The organism is Ensifer sp. LC163, assembly GCF_001695855.1.
GTDB lineage: Bacteria > Pseudomonadota > Alphaproteobacteria > Rhizobiales > Rhizobiaceae > Ensifer.
This window is the reverse complement of the sequence record NZ_MBSS01000066.1, coordinates 198553-218198: the sequence shown is the minus strand read 5'-3', so window position 1 is coordinate 218198 and position 19646 is coordinate 198553. Positions and strand designations below refer to the sequence as shown.

Sequence of the window (19646 nt, the reverse complement as noted above, 5' to 3'; positions counted from 1 at the left end):
GTGTAGGCCGTCTTGACGGTGGTGTAGAATTCGGCGGCATAACGACCCTGCTCGCGCGCGCCATGGGAGGAGCCCTTGCGGCCACCGAACGGCACGTGGAAATCGACGCCGGCGGTCGGCAGGTTGACCATCACCATGCCGGCCTCGGCCTGGCGCTTGAAATGCGTCGCGTGTTTCAGACTGGTGGTGGCAATGCCCGACGACAGGCCGAACGGCGTGTCGTTGGCGACGCTGAGCGCCTCGTCATAGTCCTTCACCCGGATCACCGACGCGACCGGTCCGAAGATTTCTTCGCGCGAGATGCGCATCGCATTGGTCGCCTCGGTAAACAGTGCCGGCTGCAGGTAGAAGCCGGGCGTGTCGCGCTGCAGCAGCTCGCCGCCGAAGGCGAGCCTGGCGCCTTCCTGCTTGCCGATGGCGATATAGTCGGTGTCCTGGTTGAGTTGGCTCTGGTCGACCACCGGGCCGATATGGGTGCCGGCCTTGAGCGCGTCGTCGATGACGAGGCCCTTCATCCGTTCCCCCATCGCCGCCACGAAGCGGTCGTGGATGCCGTCGGTGACGATCAGCCGCGACGAGGCGGTGCAGCGCTGGCCGGTGGAGAAGAAGGCGGAGTTGACGGCGGCTTCGACGGCAACACCGAGATCGGCGTCGTCGAGCACCACGAACGGGTTCTTGCCGCCCATCTCCAGCTGGTACTTGCGATTGTGCTCGACCGAGGCCAGCGCCACGCGTTTGCCGGTGCCGGTCGAGCCGGTAAAGGTGATCGCCTGGATGTCGGGGCTGTCGAGCATCGCCTGGCCGACGACCGAGCCCTTGCCCATCACCAGGTTCAACACGCCCTTCGGCAGGCCGGCGCGCACGAGGATATCGACGATCGCCCATGAGCAGCCGGGCACCAGTTCGGCCGGCTTGAAGACGATGGTGTTGCCGTAGCACAGCGCCGGTGCGATCTTCCAGGCGGGAATGGCGATCGGAAAGTTCCACGGCGTGATGATGCCGACGACGCCGACCGGCTCGCGGCTGATCTCGACGCCGATGTTCGGGCGCACCGAGGGAATGACCTCGCCGGCCAGTCGCAGTGTCTCACCGGCGAAGAAGTCGAAGATCTGGCCGGCGCGCACCGTCTCGCCGATGCCTTCGGCCAGCGTCTTGCCTTCCTCGCGCGACAACAGCCGCCCGAGTTCGTCCTTGCGCGCCAGGATCTCGTCGGCGGTCTTTCGCAGGATGGCGTGGCGTTCGAGGATGCCGGAGCGCGACCAGGCCGGAAACGCCGCCTTGGCGGCGGCAATCGCCGCCTTCGCATCCTCGGCCGAGGCGCGGGCATAGTCCCCGATCACGTCGTTGGTGTCGGACGGGTTGATGTTGTGGACCACTTCGCTGCCGGTGATCCATTCCCCATCGATCAGGTTCCTGTGCATGATATCTGTCCTCCGCGGCGATGAGCGCTTGAAATCTGTATTGGCTTATCCGACGGGAGAGGGCGCGAACAAAGAACAATCTTTCGAGCCCACAATTGCCGAAACGGCAAACCTCGGCGAAACCTGGGCGTTGCCATATCGGCAATGCCAACCGCTAAAAATTGTGCTTTATGAGATGCCGAATTCCATCATCATCGGTCCCGGCGATGAGGCGGCATCTAACCCTGAGCAGCAAGATCTCATCGCTCCCATAACAAGCAAGGGGAACGATATGTCTCATTTCATCATGAACCGCCGGGGTTTCCTTTCAAATGCCGCTGCGATAGGTGCGATCGCCGCGACCCACAGCCTTGTCAATGTTTCGGTCGGCCGGGCTGCCGATCCCGCCACGATTCGAATGCAGCTCGGTTGGCTGCCCTCAAACGGGCTTCTCGGAGAACTCGTCGCTCGCAAGAAGGGCTACTACACCGAGAACGGTGTCGAGCTGGAAATCGTACCCGGCGGACCGAATGTCGACGGCGTCGCCGGCGTCGCGGTCGGCCAGTCGACGATCGGCCAGATTTCCTCCAGCCCGTCGGTCATGCTGGCCCGTTCGGCCGGCGCGCCGATCAAGGCATTCGCGGCCGGCTACCAGAAGCATCCCTTCGCCTATTTCTCCCGCAAGGCAAATCCCATCGCCAAGCCCGAGGACATGATCGGCAAGACAATCGCTGCGATCCCTACCTCGGTTATCCTTCTGCGCGCACTTCTCGCCAAGAACGGCATACGGGAAGACCAGGTCAAGATCGTCAACATGGGTTCGGACATGAACCAGCTGGTGACCGGTCAGGCCGATGCGGTCTGTGGCTGGCTCACCAATGTCAATGCCCTGAAGGTTCTGGGGGACGACCGGGTCGACCTGACGCTTTGGGACGGCGGCATCCGGCTCTATGCCAACGTCTATTATACGACGGACGATCAGCTGGAAAATCACGCCGACCATCTTGCAGCATTCGTATCAGGTGCGGCACGCGGATGGGGGTATGCGCGCGACCACCAGGAGGAGGCCGTCGACATCCTGCTCGAAGCCTATCCGAACCTCGACAAGGCAAGCGAACTCGAGGCAATCGGGCCGCTGATGAAGTTCGTATTCAACGACACCACCGCTGCCGTCGGCTGGGGCGGCATGGAGCGGGCGAACTGGGAGGAGCAGATCAAGACCTATGCGGACCTCGGCCAGTTCAAGGGCCCGGTCCCCAATGCGGACGATGTCTACACGATGGCAATCCTCGATGCCACGGCCGATGTCCGCAAGAGCGTAGGGTAAGGCGATGCTGGAAACGCTTAGCAGATCCAAGCAGGCGTCGGTCGGTGCCGCCAGTGGCTCGGCGGTATCAGTGACGAACCTTCATATTCGCTTCGGCGCGAATGATTCCAGCTTTACCGCACTCTCCGACGTTTCGGTCGAGATACCGGCCGGTTCGCTCGTAACCATGCTCGGCCCTTCCGGTTGCGGTAAGTCGACGTTGTTGCGAACGGTCGCTGACCTCGTGCATATCAGCGATGGGTCGGTATCCGTGCATGGACAGACGCCGCGCAAGGCACGCGAGGGCCGCGACTTCGCCTTCGTCTTCCAGGAAGCGACGTTGCTGCCATGGCGCAATGTGATCGACAACGTGCGCCTGCCGCTGCTGGTGGGAAAGCGCGAGGCAGGCGCGACCTACGCCGATCCGGAAGAATTGATCGCCCTCGTCGGACTGAAGGGGCGCGAAAAGGCGATGCCGCACGAACTGTCGGGCGGTCAGCGCCAGCGCGTGGCGATCGCCCGCGCGCTGGTCACCCGCCCCCGTATCCTGTTGATGGATGAACCGTTCGGAGCGCTCGACGAGATTACGCGCGACAAGCTGAATGAGGAATTGCTGCGCCTCTGGCAAGAAACAGGGACCACGATCCTGTTCGTTACGCATTCGATCCCGGAGGCAGTCTTTCTCGGTCAACACGTCCTGATGCTTGCGGCCCATCCCGGCCGCGTCAAGGAGTTCATGACGGTCGACCTGCCCTATCCGCGATCCCTTGCGATGCGCGACACGGTCGAGTTCATTCGCGTTACCGCCCACCTGCGCACACTTTTGGGAGAATGCTGATGGCAAATGTGCTTCCTTCGCAAGCGGAAGGCCGCGCTTTGGTAGACGGCAACAGGTTTAAGATGCTCGATGCCGCCGCTGGTGCAGCCCTGCGTCACCTGCCGGCCACGCTCGCGATCCTCGGCTGCATCCTGCTGTGGCAACTCGTCGTTTGGGGCTTTTCGGTGCCAACGTTCATGGCGCCCGGTCCGCTCGACGTGATCAAGGCGTTCGGCGAAAACGCCGGCGTACTGTGGGCGAATTTCTGGCCAACGCTGATGGAGGCAGTTCTCGGTTTCGTGTTCGGTAACGTCGTTGCCGTCCTGCTGGCGGTCTGGTTCGTCCACAGCCCGCTCGCCGAGCGAGCGTTCTATCCGATCGCCGTGATCATCAAGTCGATACCGATCATCGCGCTTGCGCCGATCCTGGTGTTGCTCGTCGGTAACGGCATTGCGCCGAAGATCATCATCGCGGGCCTGATCTGCTTCTTCCCGACGCTCGTCAACATGGTGCAGGGACTGAAGTCGGTGAGCCCGGCAATGCTCGATCTCATGCGCATCCTGTCCGCCAGCAACTCCGAGATTTTCTGGAAGGTTCGTCTCCCAAGCTCGCTGCCCTTTCTTTTCGCGGCGCTGAAGATCGCGGCAACCAGCAGCGTGATGGGTGCTATCGTCGCGGAGTGGATCGGATCCAGCTACGGCCTTGGCGCTCTGATCATCGAGGCGACCTATAATTTCCGCTCGCCGCTGCTTTATGCGACCGTGGTGATCGCCGCCTCGCTTGCCGTGGTTCTCTTCTTCGCCGTTTCGTTTGCGGAATCGAAGATCGTCCGCTGGAAGCCGACGACGGACCACTGACCCCCAAACACTCGCTGCCGGACCTGGATATTCAGGTCCGGCCAACCGACGAAGTCACTGGCTGTGAACTCCTTCACATTTCGCCGGACACTTCCCCTATGGAGGAACGATAATGGAAACAATCAGGGAACCTTCGCGCAACGCCAGGATCGTCGACCGCTCGGACGTGGTCGTCGTCGGCGGTGGCCCGGCAGGGATCTCCGCCGCCGTGTCGGCGGCGCGCACCGGGGCCAGCGTCACTCTTCTTGAGCGTTATCCCTATGTCGGCGGACTTGCCTCAGGCGGCATGGTTCTGGTGCTCGACGATATGGTCAATGGGGTTGAAATCACCGTGCGCGGCATCTGCATGGAGATGATCGAACGGATGAAGACGCTCGGTCTCTGCGTCACGCCGACGGATGGCGACCGCCAGCTCGACCTTCGCGATACGCCGGAAGCCTGGCGCCGGTGGGCACGCTGCGGGTTGTTCGATTTCCACACACCGACCGCGCCGCATCCGATCTGCTACGCGGCCGCATTCGATCCCGATGCTTTCAAGCGCGTCGCCTATGACGTCCTGCGCGAATCCGGTGTGAAACTCAGGACGCACAGCTGGTTCTCGTCGGCGATCGTCGAGAACGGTGCGATCAAGGGTGTGGTCTGCCAGACGAAATCAGGCCGGGAGGCGATCATGGGTGACGTGGTGATCGACGCGTCGGGCGACCTCGACGTCGCCGCCGATGCCGGCGCTCAGCATACGGACGGCAACTTCATCCTGACCACGGTTTCCCGCTGGGGTGGTATCGACACCGACGCGGCCGAGCGGTTCGAATTCGAGGAACCGGAAAAGTTCAAGGCGCTCGATCATGAGGCCAAGCGCCTGATCGGCGGTTGCTGGTCGTTCTGGTGGCTGAAGACGCCGCTGCCGGGCATCATCTGGCTGAACTGCCCGCATATGCCGAAGCTCTCCGGTCTGAGCGTCGAGGACCTGACCTATGCGGAACTCGAGGGCCGCGCCCGTATCGCCCGCCTGCTCGAATTCGCTCGGGTGAACTTGCCGGGCTTCGAAAATGCCCATGTCATCGATTTCGCGCCACAGACGGGCGTGCGCCAGTCGCGACTGCTCCAGGGCGAGTATGTCGTCACCAAGGACGACGTGATGAACCGCCGTCACTTCGCCGATACGGTCTGCCGTGGCCGTGACTACTACACGCCCTACCGGGCCATGCTGCCGAAGGAGGTAGACCAGCTGATCGTCGCGGGCAGGCATTACTCTGCGACGATCCAGGCGCAGAAGTCGAGCCGCGAGATACCGCCGTGCATGGCGATGGGCGAGGCGGCCGGCGTCGCTGCCACCGTGGCGCTCAACGCCGGCGTGAAGGTGCGGGACGCCGATGTCAGGGCGATCCAGAAGCAGCTGCGGGCCCAGGGAGCCGATCCCGGGGACGTACCATCCGAAAACGCAACCTATCTGGAGACTGCAGAATGACATCACTTCCCCTCGACGGTATCCGCGTCGTCGATTTCACCCAGGTCATGCTTGGTCCCTGCTGCACGCAAATGCTGGCCGACTATGGCGCAGAGGTCATCAAAGTCGAAAAGGCAAAGATCGGCGATCTCTCACGCTGGTCGCTCGGGTCGGACCCGGACGGCCTCAACAATCCGGTCTTCTCGTCGCTCAACCGCAACAAGAAGAGCCTGGCGCTCGACCTCAAGCAGGACGAGGCGCGGGCAGCGGTGCGCGCCCTGATCGACACGGCCGACGTGGTCGTCAACAATTTTCGTCCCGATGTCATGGAGCGCATGGGCTTCGGTTACGAGGAGCTTCGAAAGACCAATCCGCGGCTGATCTACGCCGTCGGTACCGGCTTCGGCCTGGAAGGCCCCTATCGGCATAAGGGTGGGCAGGACATTCTCGCGCAGGCGCTTTCGGGCGTCATGCGGCGAAAGTCGGACGCGAGCCACCCGCTGTCGATCTATGCGACGCCGCTTGCCGACTACTCCGCCGGCATGCACCTCGTGCAGGGCATCCTGCTTGCGTTGCTGCACCGAGAGAAGACCGGTGAAGGCCAGCAGGTCGCGGTCAGCCTCTACAGCTCCATGCTCGCCATGCAGATGCAGGAAGGCACCACGCATATGATGCGGGAGAAGGACCTGAACTGGGGTGCTTTCCCTCTGACGGGCGTGTTCGAGACCACGGACGGCGCGATCGTCATGGTCGGTGCCTTCAAGCAGAACCCGTTGCGGGATATTTGCACCGCTCTGGAGATCGAGGACCTGTCCCTGCAGCCGCAATTTGCCGACTTCGACGCTCAGATGCAGCGCCGCCCGGAATTGCAGCAGCTCTTTCGTGAGGCGTTCGCCAGGAACAGCAGTGCGCATTGGCTCGCCCGCCTGGAGCAGGTGGACATTCTCTGCGCGCCGGTGCGTTCGCTGCCCGAAGCCCTCGACGACGAGCAGACGGCGATCAACGGCATGATCCTGGACGCTGGCGAAACGAAAGCCGGTCCGGTGCGTCTGGTTGGCTCGCCGATCGACATGTCTGCGGCGTCTGTGACGGTGCGCATCGCCCCGCCGAAGCTCGGTGAGCATAATGACGAGATCCTCTCGGCGCTGGCCGTCCGCCAGGGAGATGCGGCATGAGCGTCGAATTTCTCGTAGAGGACCGCGTTGCCACCATCACGCTCAGCCGTCCGGAACGGATGAATGCGGTGGACGTGGCAACCGAACGCGAGCTCGAAGCGATCTGGGAAGAGATCGAAGCTCGCGACGACATCAGCTGTGTCGTCCTGACGGGCGCCGGCGAACGGGCTTTCTGCGCCGGTGCCGACCTGAAGGGGGCTGAGACAACCGGCCTCGAATATTGGAGCGAAAGCCGGCCGAACGGTTTTGGTGGGCTGGCCTTTCGCCGCTCGCTGGATGTTCCCGTCATCGCCAAGGTCAACGGTTATGCGCTCGGCGGCGGGTTCGAGATGGTGCTCGGCTGCGATATCGTCGTTGCCTCGACGACGGCGGCGTTCGGCCTGCCGGAGGCCCGTGTCGGACGCCTGCCGCTCGATGGCGGCATGGTCCTTCTGCAACGCAGGATCCCCCACAATCTTGCGATGGGCGTGCTGCTGACGGGCCGGAGGTTTTCCGCAGCCGAGATGCAAGGGTTTGGCATCGTCAACGAGGTGGCCGAACCGGAGGAACTCGACGCTGCCGTTGCGCGCTGGGTCAGTGAAATCGTCGCCTGTGCGCCGCTTTCGCTCCGGGCGATCAAGCAGACCGTCAATCGCACCGGGCATCTTTCGCCCGCCGAGGCTCAGGGCCTGCGAACGCCCGCGCTCGTCAAGGCGCTCAAAAGCGAGGACGCCCTGGAAGGTGTCAACGCTTTCCAACAGAAGCGTGCGCCCGTTTGGAGGGGACGGTGAGCGTGCTATAAGTCCGTGCCCAAGGGGAGGGAAGGTTCGAATTGCATGCACGCCAGCATCCTGAAATATTTTGTCTCGGTCGCGCGGTCCGGTTCCATTCGCAAGGCGTCCGAGGAGCTTCATGTGGCGTCCTCGGCGGTCAGCCGGCAAATCAAGAAACTGGAGGACGAGCTCGGCATCGCTTTGTTCGAGCGACTCTCGAATGGCTTGAGGCTGACCGTTGCCGGGGAGAACGTGCTGCGCCATGCCCGGGCCACGCTCGAGAATTTCGAGCTTCTGCGCAGTGACCTCGGCGCATTGCAGGGAAAGAAGACGGGCCGTGTGCAGATGTCCTGTCTCGACAGTCTGGCCATCCAGTTTTTACCGGACATGGTGAACGCCTTCCACAGCATCCATCCCGGGGTGAGTTTCCATATCCACACGGCCGGTCACGGCAACATCAGTAGCCTGGTGGCCGAAGGCGACGTCGACATGGGGTTGACCTTCGATCTGGCCCGGCCGGACGACACGGAGATGCTCTTTCGCGTACCGATGCCACTGATGGCTTTCGTCGGGCGTGGGCACCCCCTGGCCAGACAGCGGCAGGTCTCGCTCGCCGAGTGCGCCCAGTACGATCTTCTGCTGCAACTCGACACGCAACCTATCCGTTCGCTCATCGAAATCGAACTGTCCGTCTTCGAGCGGACCGGGCGGCCCTTTGTGCTTTCGAACAGTCAGATGATGCTCAAGCCGTTCATCATCTCCGGTCAGGGCGTGGCCTTCTTCACGCCGATCGGTTTCCTTGCGGAGATCAAGGCGGGCGATGTCGTCGCCATACCGCTTTCCGGGTCGCGCCTTCAGAACCTGCACATCGGAATTCTCGTGCAGCGGCGTCGGCAGCGCACACACGCGGCGGAGGCCGTCATCGAGTTCGTCGGCGCGGAACTGCTGAGGTTCAGCGACCAGATCATGGAGGCAATCCGCCCATGAACGCAGAACCGATCCCGGGGCGACTGCTCTTGCGTCCCGGTCATGAGGCTGCACGGCGCGAGACGGACCTTCTGCGTCATTTGCCCGATGGTGTCTCACCGGCAACGATCCCGGCCAATGCTCTCCTCATGCCGCCGCCCGTCAACGCCCATGACCACGGCTACGGCATCCGCACGCTCGATTTCGGCAACATCGACGATGCCCTAGAAGTTTGGATCCCAGGCCTCCGGCTCAGACCGCGGACCGACCCTTACCTGGAAGCGCTCGTGGCGTTCTCCCGGCTCGCGCAAACGGGCGTCGGTGCGACCATGCATTGCCACAACTCGTTGAATATCGACAGGCTGGTGGAAGAGGCTGGCGCCGTGATGCGCGCTGCTCATGACGTGGGCATAAAGCTCGCGCTCTCCTGTCCGCTGCTTGACTACGACCCCTGGGCCTATGATGGCGGGCCGCAGCGACTGCGGCCGTTTCTCGCCACGGCAGACTGGGACGAGCTCAGTGCCTCGATCCCGAAATATGCGCCGCCCTCGATCCAGATTTCGGCGGCCGACGCGGTCGCCGCCGCAAACACCAGCCCGCTGATCGACGTTCAGTATGGTCCGATTGGGCCGCAGTGGTGCTCCAACACGCTGCTCGAAAATATCGCCGAAGCCTCTGCTGCAACAGGCCGACGCATCCATATGCATCTGCTTGAAAGCCCAAGGCAGAGGCAGTGGCTGGACCGGCGCTTCCCGCAAGGGGTCGTGCGATATCTCGACGATATCGGTTTCCTCTCGTCCCGCCTCGCGGTTGCCCACGGCGTTCAGGTGCGGCCGGATGAGCTGGAGCTACTGGCTGCGCGCGGTGTGCAGCTCGTTTCCAATCCGTCGGCAAATTTGCGCCTGCGTTCCGGCGTGGCGCCGGTCGCCGCCATTGCGGAAAGCGGGCCGGCTTTCGCCTTCGGTCTCGACGGGACAGGGTTCGACGACGATCAGGATTTTTGGCGGGAGCTGCGCCTTGCGCATTTGCTGCATGGCGGCCAAGACATGGCGCGGACCTTTACGGCGGCACAGGTGTTCGACGCGGCGATCCATGTCGGCGCCAAGGTCGTGAATGCGGCGGTGAACGAAGATCTGGTGCTCATCGACTACGGCGCGTTGATCGCCGACAGTCTGACGGACGATCTGGACGAGGCGGAGGTTCTGCTCGCCCGGATGACTGCGGCCCACGCGAAGGGGCTCTACGTCGGCGGACAGGAGATCATGCGCGATGGAAGGCTGACCCGGGTCGATTATGAAAGCGCCCGTGCCGAACTCCTGCAGCAGGCGCGCGCCGATCTTCCTCGGCTGACCGGCGAGCGTGAGCGCGTGACCAAACTCGCCGCTGCGACGCGGGCCTATTACTCCGGCTGGTGAACCTGGGCTGCGAGGAGGTCAAGCGTCTCCCGGTGCGTAGCCCCAAGTGAAGCTTGTGGCGGAGCGGCATTGTACCAGACCGGATTTCCTGACCTCTTGGCGACCAGGTATTTGACGGCTGGGATCAGCGGGCTGGCGGATATCGCCTGTCGCAACCGGAGCACGCGATCCCGCAAAGGAGCATCGGCCTGGTCTTTCCAGAGCCTGGCCGACAGCACCGGAGCGATATTGACCGTTGCGGAAATCGTGCCGGCGTAGTTGTCGGCGCCGGCAGCGGCGAGTGTCGCCTCGTTGCTGGGGAAGACGGCGAAGTTCGGTATCTCGGCCAGCTGACGGGCATAGTCGAGCTCGCCTGAGCTGTCCTTGGCGCCCTTGATGCGGTCCGGAAACGCTTCGGCAAGCCTCGCGGCAAAAGCCGGGTTGAAGGTGATGCCGGTCATCTGCGGAAAATTGTAGAGATAGATCGGGATCGGGCTTTTCGCGGTGCGTTGGACGAGCCGCGCAAACCAGGCGAAAAGCCCGTCGTCCAAAGCTGGCTTATAGTAATAGGGTGGCAAGACCAGCGCCGCCGCATAGCCGAGGCGATCGGCAAGTGTCGTCAGGGCGATCGTCGTCTCGAGATCCGGCGTTCCCGTGCCGACCATCAGCCTTTTCGTATCCAGCGCCTCGGCGGCTGCAACCATGACCGCACGGCGCTGCTCGAAGGAAAGCGAGTTGGCTTCGCCGGTCGTCCCAAGCACATTCAGGCCATCACAGCCATTGTTCAGGCACCAGCGGGCATGTTCGACAAAGGCAGCGGTATCGATCCGGCCCTGGTCGTCGAACGGCGTCGGCACGGCGGCAACGACGCCACCGAATTCTGTCACAGACATGTCTCGTTCCTGTTGCTGAAGTGTTGCTAGGCTACGGTTGCTGCTTTCTCGAAGGCGGCAACGAACGGGTGGTCCAGCGCTGTGGAGCATCCCTTGCTCCAACCGCCCGGCGATCCCATTCCAGTGACGTCGGAGCCGAAGAACTCTTTGTTGACGGCGATGAAACGGCGCTGGCTGTCAGGGATTTCTTGGTCCCAGACAATGGCGTCGACAGGACAAATCGACAGACAGAGCCCGCAATTTATGCATTCTTCGGGGTGGATGTAGAAGGTACGACCACCTTCGTAGATGCAGTCCACGGGGCAGGCCGCGGTGCAGTCGCCGTCCTTCACGTCGATGCAGGGCTCTGTAATGACATAGGCCATGTTGCTTGCCTCTGAGGAGTTGCTTGCAAGACCAATGTTTCAGAGTTTCTCCTGGCGAAGAAGCATAGATATTCGCAACAGCGGTTGCCAAAAAGGCAACGTTTGGCGGCTGGCAGCCGCAATCAGCTCAAAGTCTCGTTGGCGCTTGACGACATCATCGACATTGCCCGGTCGCTGGCCGGGGCGGGCAGGTGAGGGAGTCCCGAATCTGCGATCGCGATCGATCGCACGCAAAGCGATGCCCGCCACGAAGATGTTCGCGGCGGGCCGTTTTCATTGGAGGCGTCGTGCGACGGTGCCTCATTGGCGGATCGCTGGTTGCGGCGTCACCCACCTGTAACCGGCACGGGCCGCTCTTCGGGGGTGAAGAACACGTCGGCGTGCATGTCGTCCTTACGCAATCCGCGCGCAAAAGTCGCATCCATCGCCGCATCGACCATCGGTGGCGGGCCGGCCACATACGCTTTCCAGCCGTCCAAGTCCGGAAGGTCCTTTCCTACGGCCTGGGTCACCAAACCGGTGCGATACTGCCCGGACAGCGCCTCCGACAGCACCGGGACGAAGGTGAGATTGGGATGCCGTTTGGCGAGCGCCTGAAAGTGCTCGACCAGATAGAGGTCGCGTTCGCCCCGGACACCGAAGTAGACATGGATCGGTTGCTTCACGCCGTGGGCGAGAGCGGTTTCGACAATTGCCTTGATTGGTGCCAGCCCAGAGCCGCCTGCGATGCACAGGATCGGGCCGGAATGGTGCTGGCGCAGGTAGGAGGACCCTAGTGGAAATTCGAGCGTTGCCTTGTCGCCGGACTTCAGCCTGCTGTGCACATGCTGCGATGTGACGCCACCCGGAACGCGGCGAATGTGGAACTCAAGGCCGTCATCGCCATCCCGATTGGCCATGGAGTAGCTGCGGGCAGGCGCTCCATCAAAGCTGACCTGCGCATATTGCCCCGCGGCAAACCGCAAGGGAGGCCCGTCCTCCATCGTAATCCGGACGAACTTGATATCGTGGGTGAGGTCATCGAGATTGGTCACGATGCCCTTAAGCCGTCGCGGTGGCTGGACGGCATCGTTGTCGTCGCTGCCAAGCCATGCCACGGCCGTACTCGTTATGGGAAGCGCCCGGCATGCGAGGATCAGGCCATCGGCTTTCTCTTCATCGGTAAGCGCGAAGCGCGAATGCTGGAGCTGTTCCACCTCCCCCTCGACCAGCCGAGACTTGCAGGAGCCGCAGCGCCCGGACTTGCAGCCATGAGGGTAAGGAATTCCGGCAGTGAGTGCCGCGTCGAGGATGGTCTGCCCGACCTGGACCTCAAGGCTCGTCCGGGCCGGCCGGATGTCGACGAGTTTGGCTGTCATATCCAAGCTTCCCTCAAACGTCTTTCGACAGACGAAGCGCCGTTATCAGCGCTGGCTTCTGGCTTTCGAAGGTGCCGTAGAAAACCTCGTCGTTGATGATCGTGATGGGCGCTACCCGCACCCCTGTGCGTGCTTTCGCCTCCTCGGTGATCTCCGGATCGGAAAGGTCACGCTCGTCAAACGCGAGGTCCTCCCTAAGAAGCCAATTCTTCAGCGCGCGGCAATCCGGGCAGTTCGGCGCGGTGTAGATGAGGATATGCGGTGTGCTGGCTTCGGTCATGTTTTGCCTTTCTGTGAATTCCACATGATTTCGCTTGCAGCCGGTCGCCCTGGAACGGCCGGACTGAGGAAGATGGCCGTCAGGGTGCGGCTTCCAGCGCCTGTAAGGTCAAGGAGTGTTTTTGCATTAGTCGCGGCGTGGCGCGCCGGCGCTGTCTTCCATCACCTCAACGGGCGTGCGACTGCGCCGAGGCGAGGCTGGATCGACAGATCCTCATCCTCCGGATCAGTCTCGAGGCCTTGCAGGATTGGGCAATGGGGGCGGTGGTCGCCGTGGCAGGCGTTGACCAGCATTGTGAGCGTATGGGCCATGTCCTGAAGACCCTTGATCTTCTTTTCCAGTTCGTCGATGTGGCCCTGTGCCAGGCGCTTGATCTCGGCGCTCTGCCGGGTCTCGTCACGCCACAGGCCGAGAAGATCGCTGATCTCGGCAACCGAAAAACCGAGATCGCGCGCGCGGCGGATGAAGCGCAGCATATGCACGTCGGTGTCCGAATAATCGCGGTAGCCAGACGACTTTCGGTCAGCAGCCGGAATGAGGCCGGTCTGCTCGTAGTAACGAATCATCTTGGCCGAAACGCCCGATGCTTTTGATGCCTGTCCAATGTTCATCAGTATTCTCCCTAAAATGGTGCAGCAGCCGACCCGGAGATAGGGGCCGCTGCTGCGGTTCGTCAGTTCGCCACTTTGAACGTGCGCAACCGCAGCGCATTGCCGAGCACGAACACACTCGATAGTGCCATGGCGCCCGCGGCAAAGACTGGCGACAGCAAGATGCCGTAGGCCGGGTGGAGAACGCCCGCCGCGACCGGGATCAGAGCCGTGTTGTAGGAAAACGCCCAGAACAGATTTTGCCGGATGTTGCCGATCGTCGCCTTTGACAGAGCGATCGCGTTCGGTACGCCCTGCAGGCTGCCGGACATCAGGACCACGTCCGCCGCCTCGATTGCGATGTCCGTACCTGTGCCGATGGCGAGACCCACATCCGCCTCCGCCAGCGCCGGGGCGTCGTTAATGCCGTCGCCGACGAAGGCGACCTTGCCGAACTTGGCCCTGAGGCGGCGAACCGCATCGACCTTGCCGTCCGGCAACACTTCCGCCACCACCTCGTCGATCCCCAGCCGAGCCGCTATGGCCTTGGCCGTGCGGGCATTGTCGCCGGTGATCATCGCGACCTTGAGGCCGAGATCGTGCAGGGCCTTGATTGCCGCAGGCGTGGTGTCCTTGATCGGGTCGGCCACGGCGATGATCGCCGCGAGCTTGCCGTCGATCGCGGCATAGAGGGGCGACTTGCCCTCGTTGCCCAGACGCTCGGCAACCCTGGAGAACGCTGCCACGTCATGGCCGAGTTCGACCATGTACCGGTCTGCGCCGATTTCAACGCGCTTGCCGTCCACCATGGCCTTGACGCCGAAACCCGTCACCGATTCGAAGTCCGACACGGCCGGCAGCGAGATGCCTTCCCCGGTGGCCGCGTCCACGATCGCACGGGCAATTGGGTGTTCCGATTTGGTCTCGACGGCGGCGACAAGACCGAGCACGTTCGACCGGTCGAAACCAGCAGCCAGTTCCAGATCGGTCAGGGCCGGCTTGCCCTCGGTCAGAGTACCAGTCTTGTCAAGCGCCACGACCTTGGCGTCCTTCAACAACTGGAGCGCTTCCCCCTTACGGAAGAGCACACCGAGTTCGGCGCCGCGACCGGTGCCAACCATGATGGAGGTCGGCGTCGCCAGACCCATGGCGCACGGGCAGGCGATGATCAGGACGGCGACGGCATTGACCAGCGCGAAGGTAAGCGCGGGCGACGGGCCGAAGTAGAGCCAGGCCGCAAAGGTCAGCGCCGCTACGGCGAAGACTGCCGGTACGAACCACATGGTGACCTTGTCGACCAGCGCTTGGATTGGCAGCTTGGAGCCCTGAGCCTCTTCGACCATGCGGATGATCTGCGAAAGCACCGTATTGCCGCCGACCGCCGTCGCGCGGAACGCGAACGCGCCCTTCTGGTTGACCGTGCCGCCGACGACCTCGCTACCCACCGACTTCGAAACCGGGATCGGCTCGCCTGTAATCATCGACTCGTCTACATAGCTGGCACCTTCGACCACCTCGCCATCGACGGGCAGACGTTCGCCAGGACGAACCTCGACGATATCGCCGGAAACGACCGAGCCGATAGGCAGATCGACAGCCTTGCCGTCCCTGCGGACGCGCGCCGTCTTGGCTTGAAGTCCAGCCAGGCGCTTGATCGCTTCGGATGTCCGGCCCTTCGCGCGGGCCTCGAGCAGGCGACCGAGCAGAATAAGCGTCACGATGACCGCGGCTGCTTCAAAATAGACGTTGATCGTTCCGGGCGGCAGGAAGCCGGGTGCGAAGGTCGCGACCAGCGAGTACCCATAGGCTGCAAGCGAACCGACCGCCACAAGCGAGTTCATGTCCGGGGTAAGGCGCCAAAGCGCCGGGAGCCCCTTGTCATAGAAACGAATACCCGGAATGAAGAGCACAAGCGTTGTCAGTGCGAACTGGATGTACCAGCTCCACTGCATGCCAATCGTCGATTCGATGAGGCCGTGTACACCCGGAATGAGGTGCGATCCCATCTCGATGAGAAAGATCGGCGCGGTAAGCACCGCCGCGACGGTGAAGTCACGGGTCAGTTCGTGTCGCTCTGCTTCCTTCTTCTCTGTTCGCTCGGCGTTGTCATCCTCGCCGCCATTGCCGGCGGCCGCGCCGATCACCTTTGCCTCGTAACCGGCATCTTCGATCGCCGCAATCAGGGTCGCCGCATCGGCGTTTCCGTGGATCGTGGCGCGCTCTGTCGCCAGATTGACGACCGCTTCCGTCACGCCGGGGATTGCCTTCAGAGCGCGCTCGACGCGGCCGACGCAGGATGCGCAGGTCATACCCTCGATCGATAGTTCCGTGGGACCAGCCGAACCGGCAGATTTCGCCGGCACGGAATAACCGACGTTTTCGATGGCTTCGACAAGCTTTTCTCGGCCGACGGCCGATTTGGTCGTGATGCTCGCCCGTTCCGTCGCCAAGTTGACCGACGCGGTCTCAACACCTGGTACGGCCTTCAGGGCTCTTTCAACACGCCCAACGCAGGACGCGCAGGTCATGCCCTCGATGGGCAGCGATATTGTTCCAGACAAGTCTGTTGCTCGAACGGGGGCATTCATAGCCGCTCCTTTTCTCGTTCCGAAATTCAAGTTCGGACGGAAGGTGAGGCTTCCAACAATGGGAAGGTCAACACCAAATTTTCCATTTCTGCACCTCTTGACCTTGCCATTGTTGGAAGCCTCACCTTGAGCGTCATGAGACCCAAACCAAGGAGAATTCTCATGGAACTCAGAATCGAGAACATGACCTGCGGCGGCTGCGCCAAATCCGTGACAAGGGCGATCCAGTCAGTCGATCCCAACGCCAAGATTGAGACCAATCCTGCCGCCCGCACGGTCAAGGTCGAGACGACCGCTACCTCGGCGGCCCTTCAACAGGTTCTCGAAGAAGCCGGCTATCCGGCAACCGCGAACGGAACGGGAGCGATATGATGAACAAGCTCACCCCGATCTTCATCGCAGGTGCGATCGCCATCAGTGCGGGCCTCGCGATCGCGCAGAGCCAAATGGACAAGGACGATCCCATGCAAGGTCACGATATGCCGGGAATGAACATGTCGGATTTGGAGGTGCCGGCCTCCGACAACCCGTCCACGAAAGCTTACAGAGCCGCCAACGACAGCATGCATGAGATGATGGTCGAGTTCACCGGCGATGCCGACATCGACTTCATGCGCGGCATGATCCCGCACCATCAAGGCGCGATCGAAATGGCGAAAGTCGTGCTTGAATACGGCAAGGACCCGGAGGTCCGCAACCTCGCCGAAGAGGTGATCAAGGCCCAGGAAGGCGAGATCGCCATGATGAAGAAGTGGCTCGCCGACCGCGGCAAGTAGCAACCGGAGGGTGGCTCTCAGGAGCCGCCTAAGAAAGAAACTCAAGACATAGTCGAGCGGCCTCGCCGTTGACTGTCAAACGACAGAGAGGAAGACGATCGATGCACCGGCGGACTTTTCTGGCGAGCCTTGCGGGTCTCGTCGTTGCCGGGCCCGCGGCAGCCCAGATGAAGCACGATATGGGCGGCATGAGCGGCCACGGTAATCACAACATGCCCGCGACGGGCACCAATCCGGTTTTGCCGGAAGGCCAGCCGCTCAAGGAGTTGCCACGGCTGTCCAACCAGTCGGCCGTGCCGGGCGTATTCAAAGCAGAGCTGGCAGCAGAACCAGGCGTCGTGCGGTTCGCCGAAGGGCTCAATACGCCTGTGCTGCTTTACAACGGCACCAACCCCGTGATCGAGGCAAGTGAGGGCGACAAAGTCGAGATCAGCTTCAAGAACAAGATTCCAGGCGAACCCACGACGGTCCATTGGCATGGCATGCCAGTGCCGGCCGACCAGGATGGCAATCCGATGGACCCCGTAACCTCGGGTGGCGAGCGCATCTATGCGTTCGAACTGCCGGAAGGCAGTGCGGCATCTTACTGGTTTCATCCCCATCCCCACGGCTTGACCGCAGAGCAGGTCTATCGCGGACTCGCGGGTATCTTTCTGGTCAAACCGAAGGACGATCCCATCCCGCCGGAATATGGCGACACGATCCTGATGCTCACCGATCTCAGAATTGCCGCCGACGGGAAGATACCGCAAAGCACGATGACCGATCTTATGAACGGCCGCGTCGGGGATCATGTGCTCGTCAATGGGCAGAAGAACCCGGCGATGGCCGTAGCGCTTGGCGAAAGGCGCCGTCTACGTCTCTACAACGCGACGAACGCGCGCTTCCTGCGGCTGAAGTTCGAGAATGCCAGCATGACCGTGATCGGAACGGACGGCGGTCTGATCGAAGCGCCCGTCGCCGTCGATGAACTGCTGCTCACGCCGGCCGAGCGCGTTGAATTGATCGTTTCCTTCGACAAGCCGGGAGCGGCCAGGCTCACGACGCTCGAATATGAGCGCGGTTGGATGGGGCCGGGCAAGCCGAACGAGGCCGGCATGGTCCTGCTGACGGCAAACGTATCGGATGAGGCGGTGGCTGCGATGCCGCCCCTGCCGGCAAAGCTGCGCTCCATTGAATCTCTTGGGAATCCGGTTGTCACGCGCCGGTTTGTGCTCACGGAATCCATGGGCGGAATGAACCATGGCAACATGTCCATGCCCTCCGACAGCATGGAGATGAAGTTCCTGATCAACGGTGCCAGCTTCGACATGAACCGCATAGACGAAGTCTCGAAAGTCGGACAGGTCGAGCTTTGGGAGGTCGTCAACGAGGCGGATATGGATCATCCGTTCCATGTGCATGGGACGCAGTTTCAGATCGCAGAGCACGAGAAGGACGGGAAGGTAACCACGCCATCCTATCGCGCGTGGAAAGATACCGTGAACATCGTGGCCGGCGAGACGGTCCGGATTTTGCTGCGCCAGGATCTGCCGGGGTCGCGCATGTATCACTGCCACATCCTCGAGCACGAACAACTCGGTATGATGGGCACGGTCGACGTTCAAGCCTAGTCTGGATCAGCGAATGAAACAAAGGCCCGCCGCGAAGATGTTCGCGGCGGGCCTTTGTCATTGGGGGGCGAGCGACGGGACCTCATGCAGGCGCCGGCAACATCAACGGGTGTTCTGCATTCCAATGACCTTGTCGGACCAGGGATCTCAGCCCGTCGCCAAATGTCAGAATATGGGGTTGGAAGGCGGTGTCTCTGCTGATCGAACACGCTTGCGCTCCGCCGTAGCTAATTTATGTGCCGGCCTCATCGGTCTTGTCCTTAAGCGGGCGGCCGTAGATTCACTCCGTCATCACTGAATCGCGGGCTGGGCCGATGCATCTGGCCGTTGGGTCGCGACATTGTCGTGTGTTGTGATTGCTCACTCTTTGGGTAGATTGGGGCTCGACATATCAATGTGGACTAATTCTCGCTCTGAATGAGACTGCGAGCTTCGTCCCGTCTACAGGTAGTTCAAGTACATGACCTCTCGTACGCCGAAAGCCAACGTTGCAAAGCAGGACGACCTCGCAAGACGAGTTAGTCCAGCGGTATCCGACCAGCCCTTGGATCATTCCTCTCTGTCGCACAACGAGATCACAATTCTAGCGGAAACCTTCCGCCTGCTCGGCGATCCGTCCCGACTGAAGATCCTCCTAAGCTGTCTGGCCGGGCCCATATCGGTGGGCGACATCGCCGAAAGACTGGATCTGTCGCTGTCCCTTGTCAGCCATCACCTGCGCCTTTTGCGAGGAGCGCATCTCGTCAAGGGCGTGCGTCAGGCCAAGCAGATATTCTACGAGATCGCCGACCAGCACGTCAGCCAAGTGCTGCAGGACATGGCAACGCACATCTCGGAAGACCATGCGGACGAGTGAACTCGGCCAGCACAGCGGCGCCTCAGTCGACGTATTGCCGGCAGAGTCTGCGGACGTCGATGGCGCCCACCCGGCCGTCGTCCCAAATGCCAACACGGATAGGCGCCAGGGATTTTAATCGACTAACACTTGAATAGATGTTCAATTGTGGTATCGACTTCTTTCGAAGCCACGCAGCTGACTAAGGGCGAACACGCCCCAGCTGCGCCGGCG

Annotated in this window: 19 protein-coding genes; 12 read left to right on the top strand and 7 right to left on the bottom strand. The window is 62.0% G+C overall.

The window, feature by feature from the left end; translation table 11 throughout:
• A partial coding sequence (locus tag BC360_RS28535; RefSeq protein ID WP_065797719.1) for an aldehyde dehydrogenase family protein occupies positions 1–1421 on the bottom strand: 1421 nt, incomplete at its 3' end.
• A gap of 271 nt (positions 1422–1692) precedes the next feature.
• Here BC360_RS28535 and BC360_RS28530 point away from each other — a divergent pair.
• The 8 genes from BC360_RS28530 (at position 1693) to BC360_RS28495 (ending at position 10135) form a co-directional block, all read left to right on the top strand.
• Positions 1693–2727 (top strand): ABC transporter substrate-binding protein, encoded by a 1035-nt coding sequence (locus BC360_RS28530; RefSeq protein WP_065785862.1) that lies wholly within the window; start codon positions 1693–1695, stop codon positions 2725–2727.
• Between the two features lie 4 nt (positions 2728–2731).
• Complete coding sequence (locus tag BC360_RS28525; protein ID WP_065797718.1) at positions 2732–3544, top strand: ABC transporter ATP-binding protein; 813 nt, start codon at positions 2732–2734, stop codon at positions 3542–3544.
• Entirely contained in the window at positions 3544–4380 is an 837-nt protein-coding gene (locus tag BC360_RS28520) for an ABC transporter permease (RefSeq protein ID WP_065797717.1), read from the top strand. The genes BC360_RS28525 and BC360_RS28520 overlap by 1 nt, the downstream gene beginning before the upstream one ends.
• 112 nt (positions 4381–4492) lie before the next feature.
• Complete coding sequence (locus BC360_RS28515; protein WP_208858222.1) at positions 4493–5848, top strand: FAD-dependent oxidoreductase; 1356 nt, start codon at positions 4493–4495, stop codon at positions 5846–5848.
• Complete coding sequence (locus BC360_RS28510) at positions 5845–7002, top strand: CaiB/BaiF CoA transferase family protein (RefSeq protein WP_065785835.1); 1158 nt, start codon at positions 5845–5847, stop codon at positions 7000–7002. The genes BC360_RS28515 and BC360_RS28510 overlap by 4 nt, the downstream gene beginning before the upstream one ends.
• Positions 6999–7772: an enoyl-CoA hydratase-related protein gene (locus BC360_RS28505; protein ID WP_065785834.1), complete on the top strand. Its 774-nt coding sequence runs from the start codon at positions 6999–7001 to the stop codon at positions 7770–7772. Before BC360_RS28510 ends, BC360_RS28505 begins: the two co-directional genes overlap by 4 nt.
• 45 nt (positions 7773–7817) lie before the next feature.
• Entirely contained in the window at positions 7818–8741 is a 924-nt protein-coding gene (locus tag BC360_RS28500; protein WP_065797715.1) for a LysR family transcriptional regulator, read from the top strand.
• Complete coding sequence (locus tag BC360_RS28495; protein ID WP_065797714.1) at positions 8738–10135, top strand: amidohydrolase family protein; 1398 nt, start codon at positions 8738–8740, stop codon at positions 10133–10135. Before BC360_RS28500 ends, BC360_RS28495 begins: the two co-directional genes overlap by 4 nt.
• On the opposite strand, the gene BC360_RS28490 is transcribed toward BC360_RS28495, so the two are convergent.
• The 6 genes from BC360_RS28490 to BC360_RS28465 all read right to left on the bottom strand — a co-directional run bounded on the left by BC360_RS28490 (position 10120) and on the right by BC360_RS28465 (position 16188).
• Positions 10120–11007, bottom strand: a complete 888-nt coding sequence (locus BC360_RS28490; protein ID WP_065797713.1) for a dihydrodipicolinate synthase family protein — start codon at positions 11005–11007, stop codon at positions 10120–10122. The genes BC360_RS28495 and BC360_RS28490 overlap by 16 nt on opposite strands.
• A 26-nt stretch (positions 11008–11033) precedes the next feature.
• Positions 11034–11372 carry a ferredoxin gene (fdxA, locus tag BC360_RS28485; RefSeq protein ID WP_065785830.1) on the bottom strand — a complete coding sequence of 113 codons (339 nt, stop codon included), beginning with the start codon at positions 11370–11372 and terminating at the stop codon, positions 11034–11036.
• 326 nt (positions 11373–11698) lie between these two features.
• Positions 11699–12730 carry a 2Fe-2S iron-sulfur cluster-binding protein gene (locus tag BC360_RS28480; protein WP_065797712.1) on the bottom strand — a complete coding sequence of 344 codons (1032 nt, stop codon included), beginning with the start codon at positions 12728–12730 and terminating at the stop codon, positions 11699–11701.
• Between the two features lie 13 nt (positions 12731–12743).
• Positions 12744–13010 carry a glutaredoxin family protein gene (locus tag BC360_RS28475; protein ID WP_065785827.1) on the bottom strand — a complete coding sequence of 89 codons (267 nt, stop codon included), beginning with the start codon at positions 13008–13010 and terminating at the stop codon, positions 12744–12746.
• A gap of 161 nt (positions 13011–13171) precedes the next feature.
• Positions 13172–13621: a Cu(I)-responsive transcriptional regulator gene (gene cueR / locus BC360_RS28470; RefSeq protein WP_065785826.1), complete on the bottom strand. Its 450-nt coding sequence runs from the start codon at positions 13619–13621 to the stop codon at positions 13172–13174.
• A 62-nt stretch (positions 13622–13683) separates the two neighbouring features.
• Positions 13684–16188 carry a heavy metal translocating P-type ATPase gene (locus BC360_RS28465; RefSeq protein WP_065797711.1) on the bottom strand — a complete coding sequence of 835 codons (2505 nt, stop codon included), beginning with the start codon at positions 16186–16188 and terminating at the stop codon, positions 13684–13686.
• A gap of 162 nt (positions 16189–16350) precedes the next feature.
• Here BC360_RS28465 and BC360_RS28460 point away from each other — a divergent pair, with 162 nt between their 5' ends.
• From BC360_RS28460 to BC360_RS28445, 4 genes are all read left to right on the top strand, one after another.
• Positions 16351–16560, top strand: coding sequence for a heavy-metal-associated domain-containing protein (locus BC360_RS28460; RefSeq protein WP_065797710.1), 210 nt, complete (start codon positions 16351–16353; stop codon positions 16558–16560).
• The gene (locus BC360_RS28455; protein WP_065797739.1) at positions 16560–16964 is read left to right on the top strand and encodes a DUF305 domain-containing protein; all 405 of its coding nucleotides are present in this window, start codon (positions 16560–16562) and stop codon (positions 16962–16964) included. The genes BC360_RS28460 and BC360_RS28455 overlap by 1 nt, the downstream gene beginning before the upstream one ends.
• A gap of 179 nt (positions 16965–17143) precedes the next feature.
• Entirely contained in the window at positions 17144–18577 is a 1434-nt protein-coding gene (locus BC360_RS28450) for a multicopper oxidase family protein (protein WP_244512956.1), read from the top strand.
• Positions 18578–19037: 460 nt separating this feature from the next.
• Positions 19038–19433, top strand: a complete 396-nt coding sequence (locus BC360_RS28445) for an ArsR/SmtB family transcription factor (protein ID WP_083222771.1) — start codon at positions 19038–19040, stop codon at positions 19431–19433.
• The last annotated feature ends 213 nt before the right edge of the window (positions 19434–19646 follow it).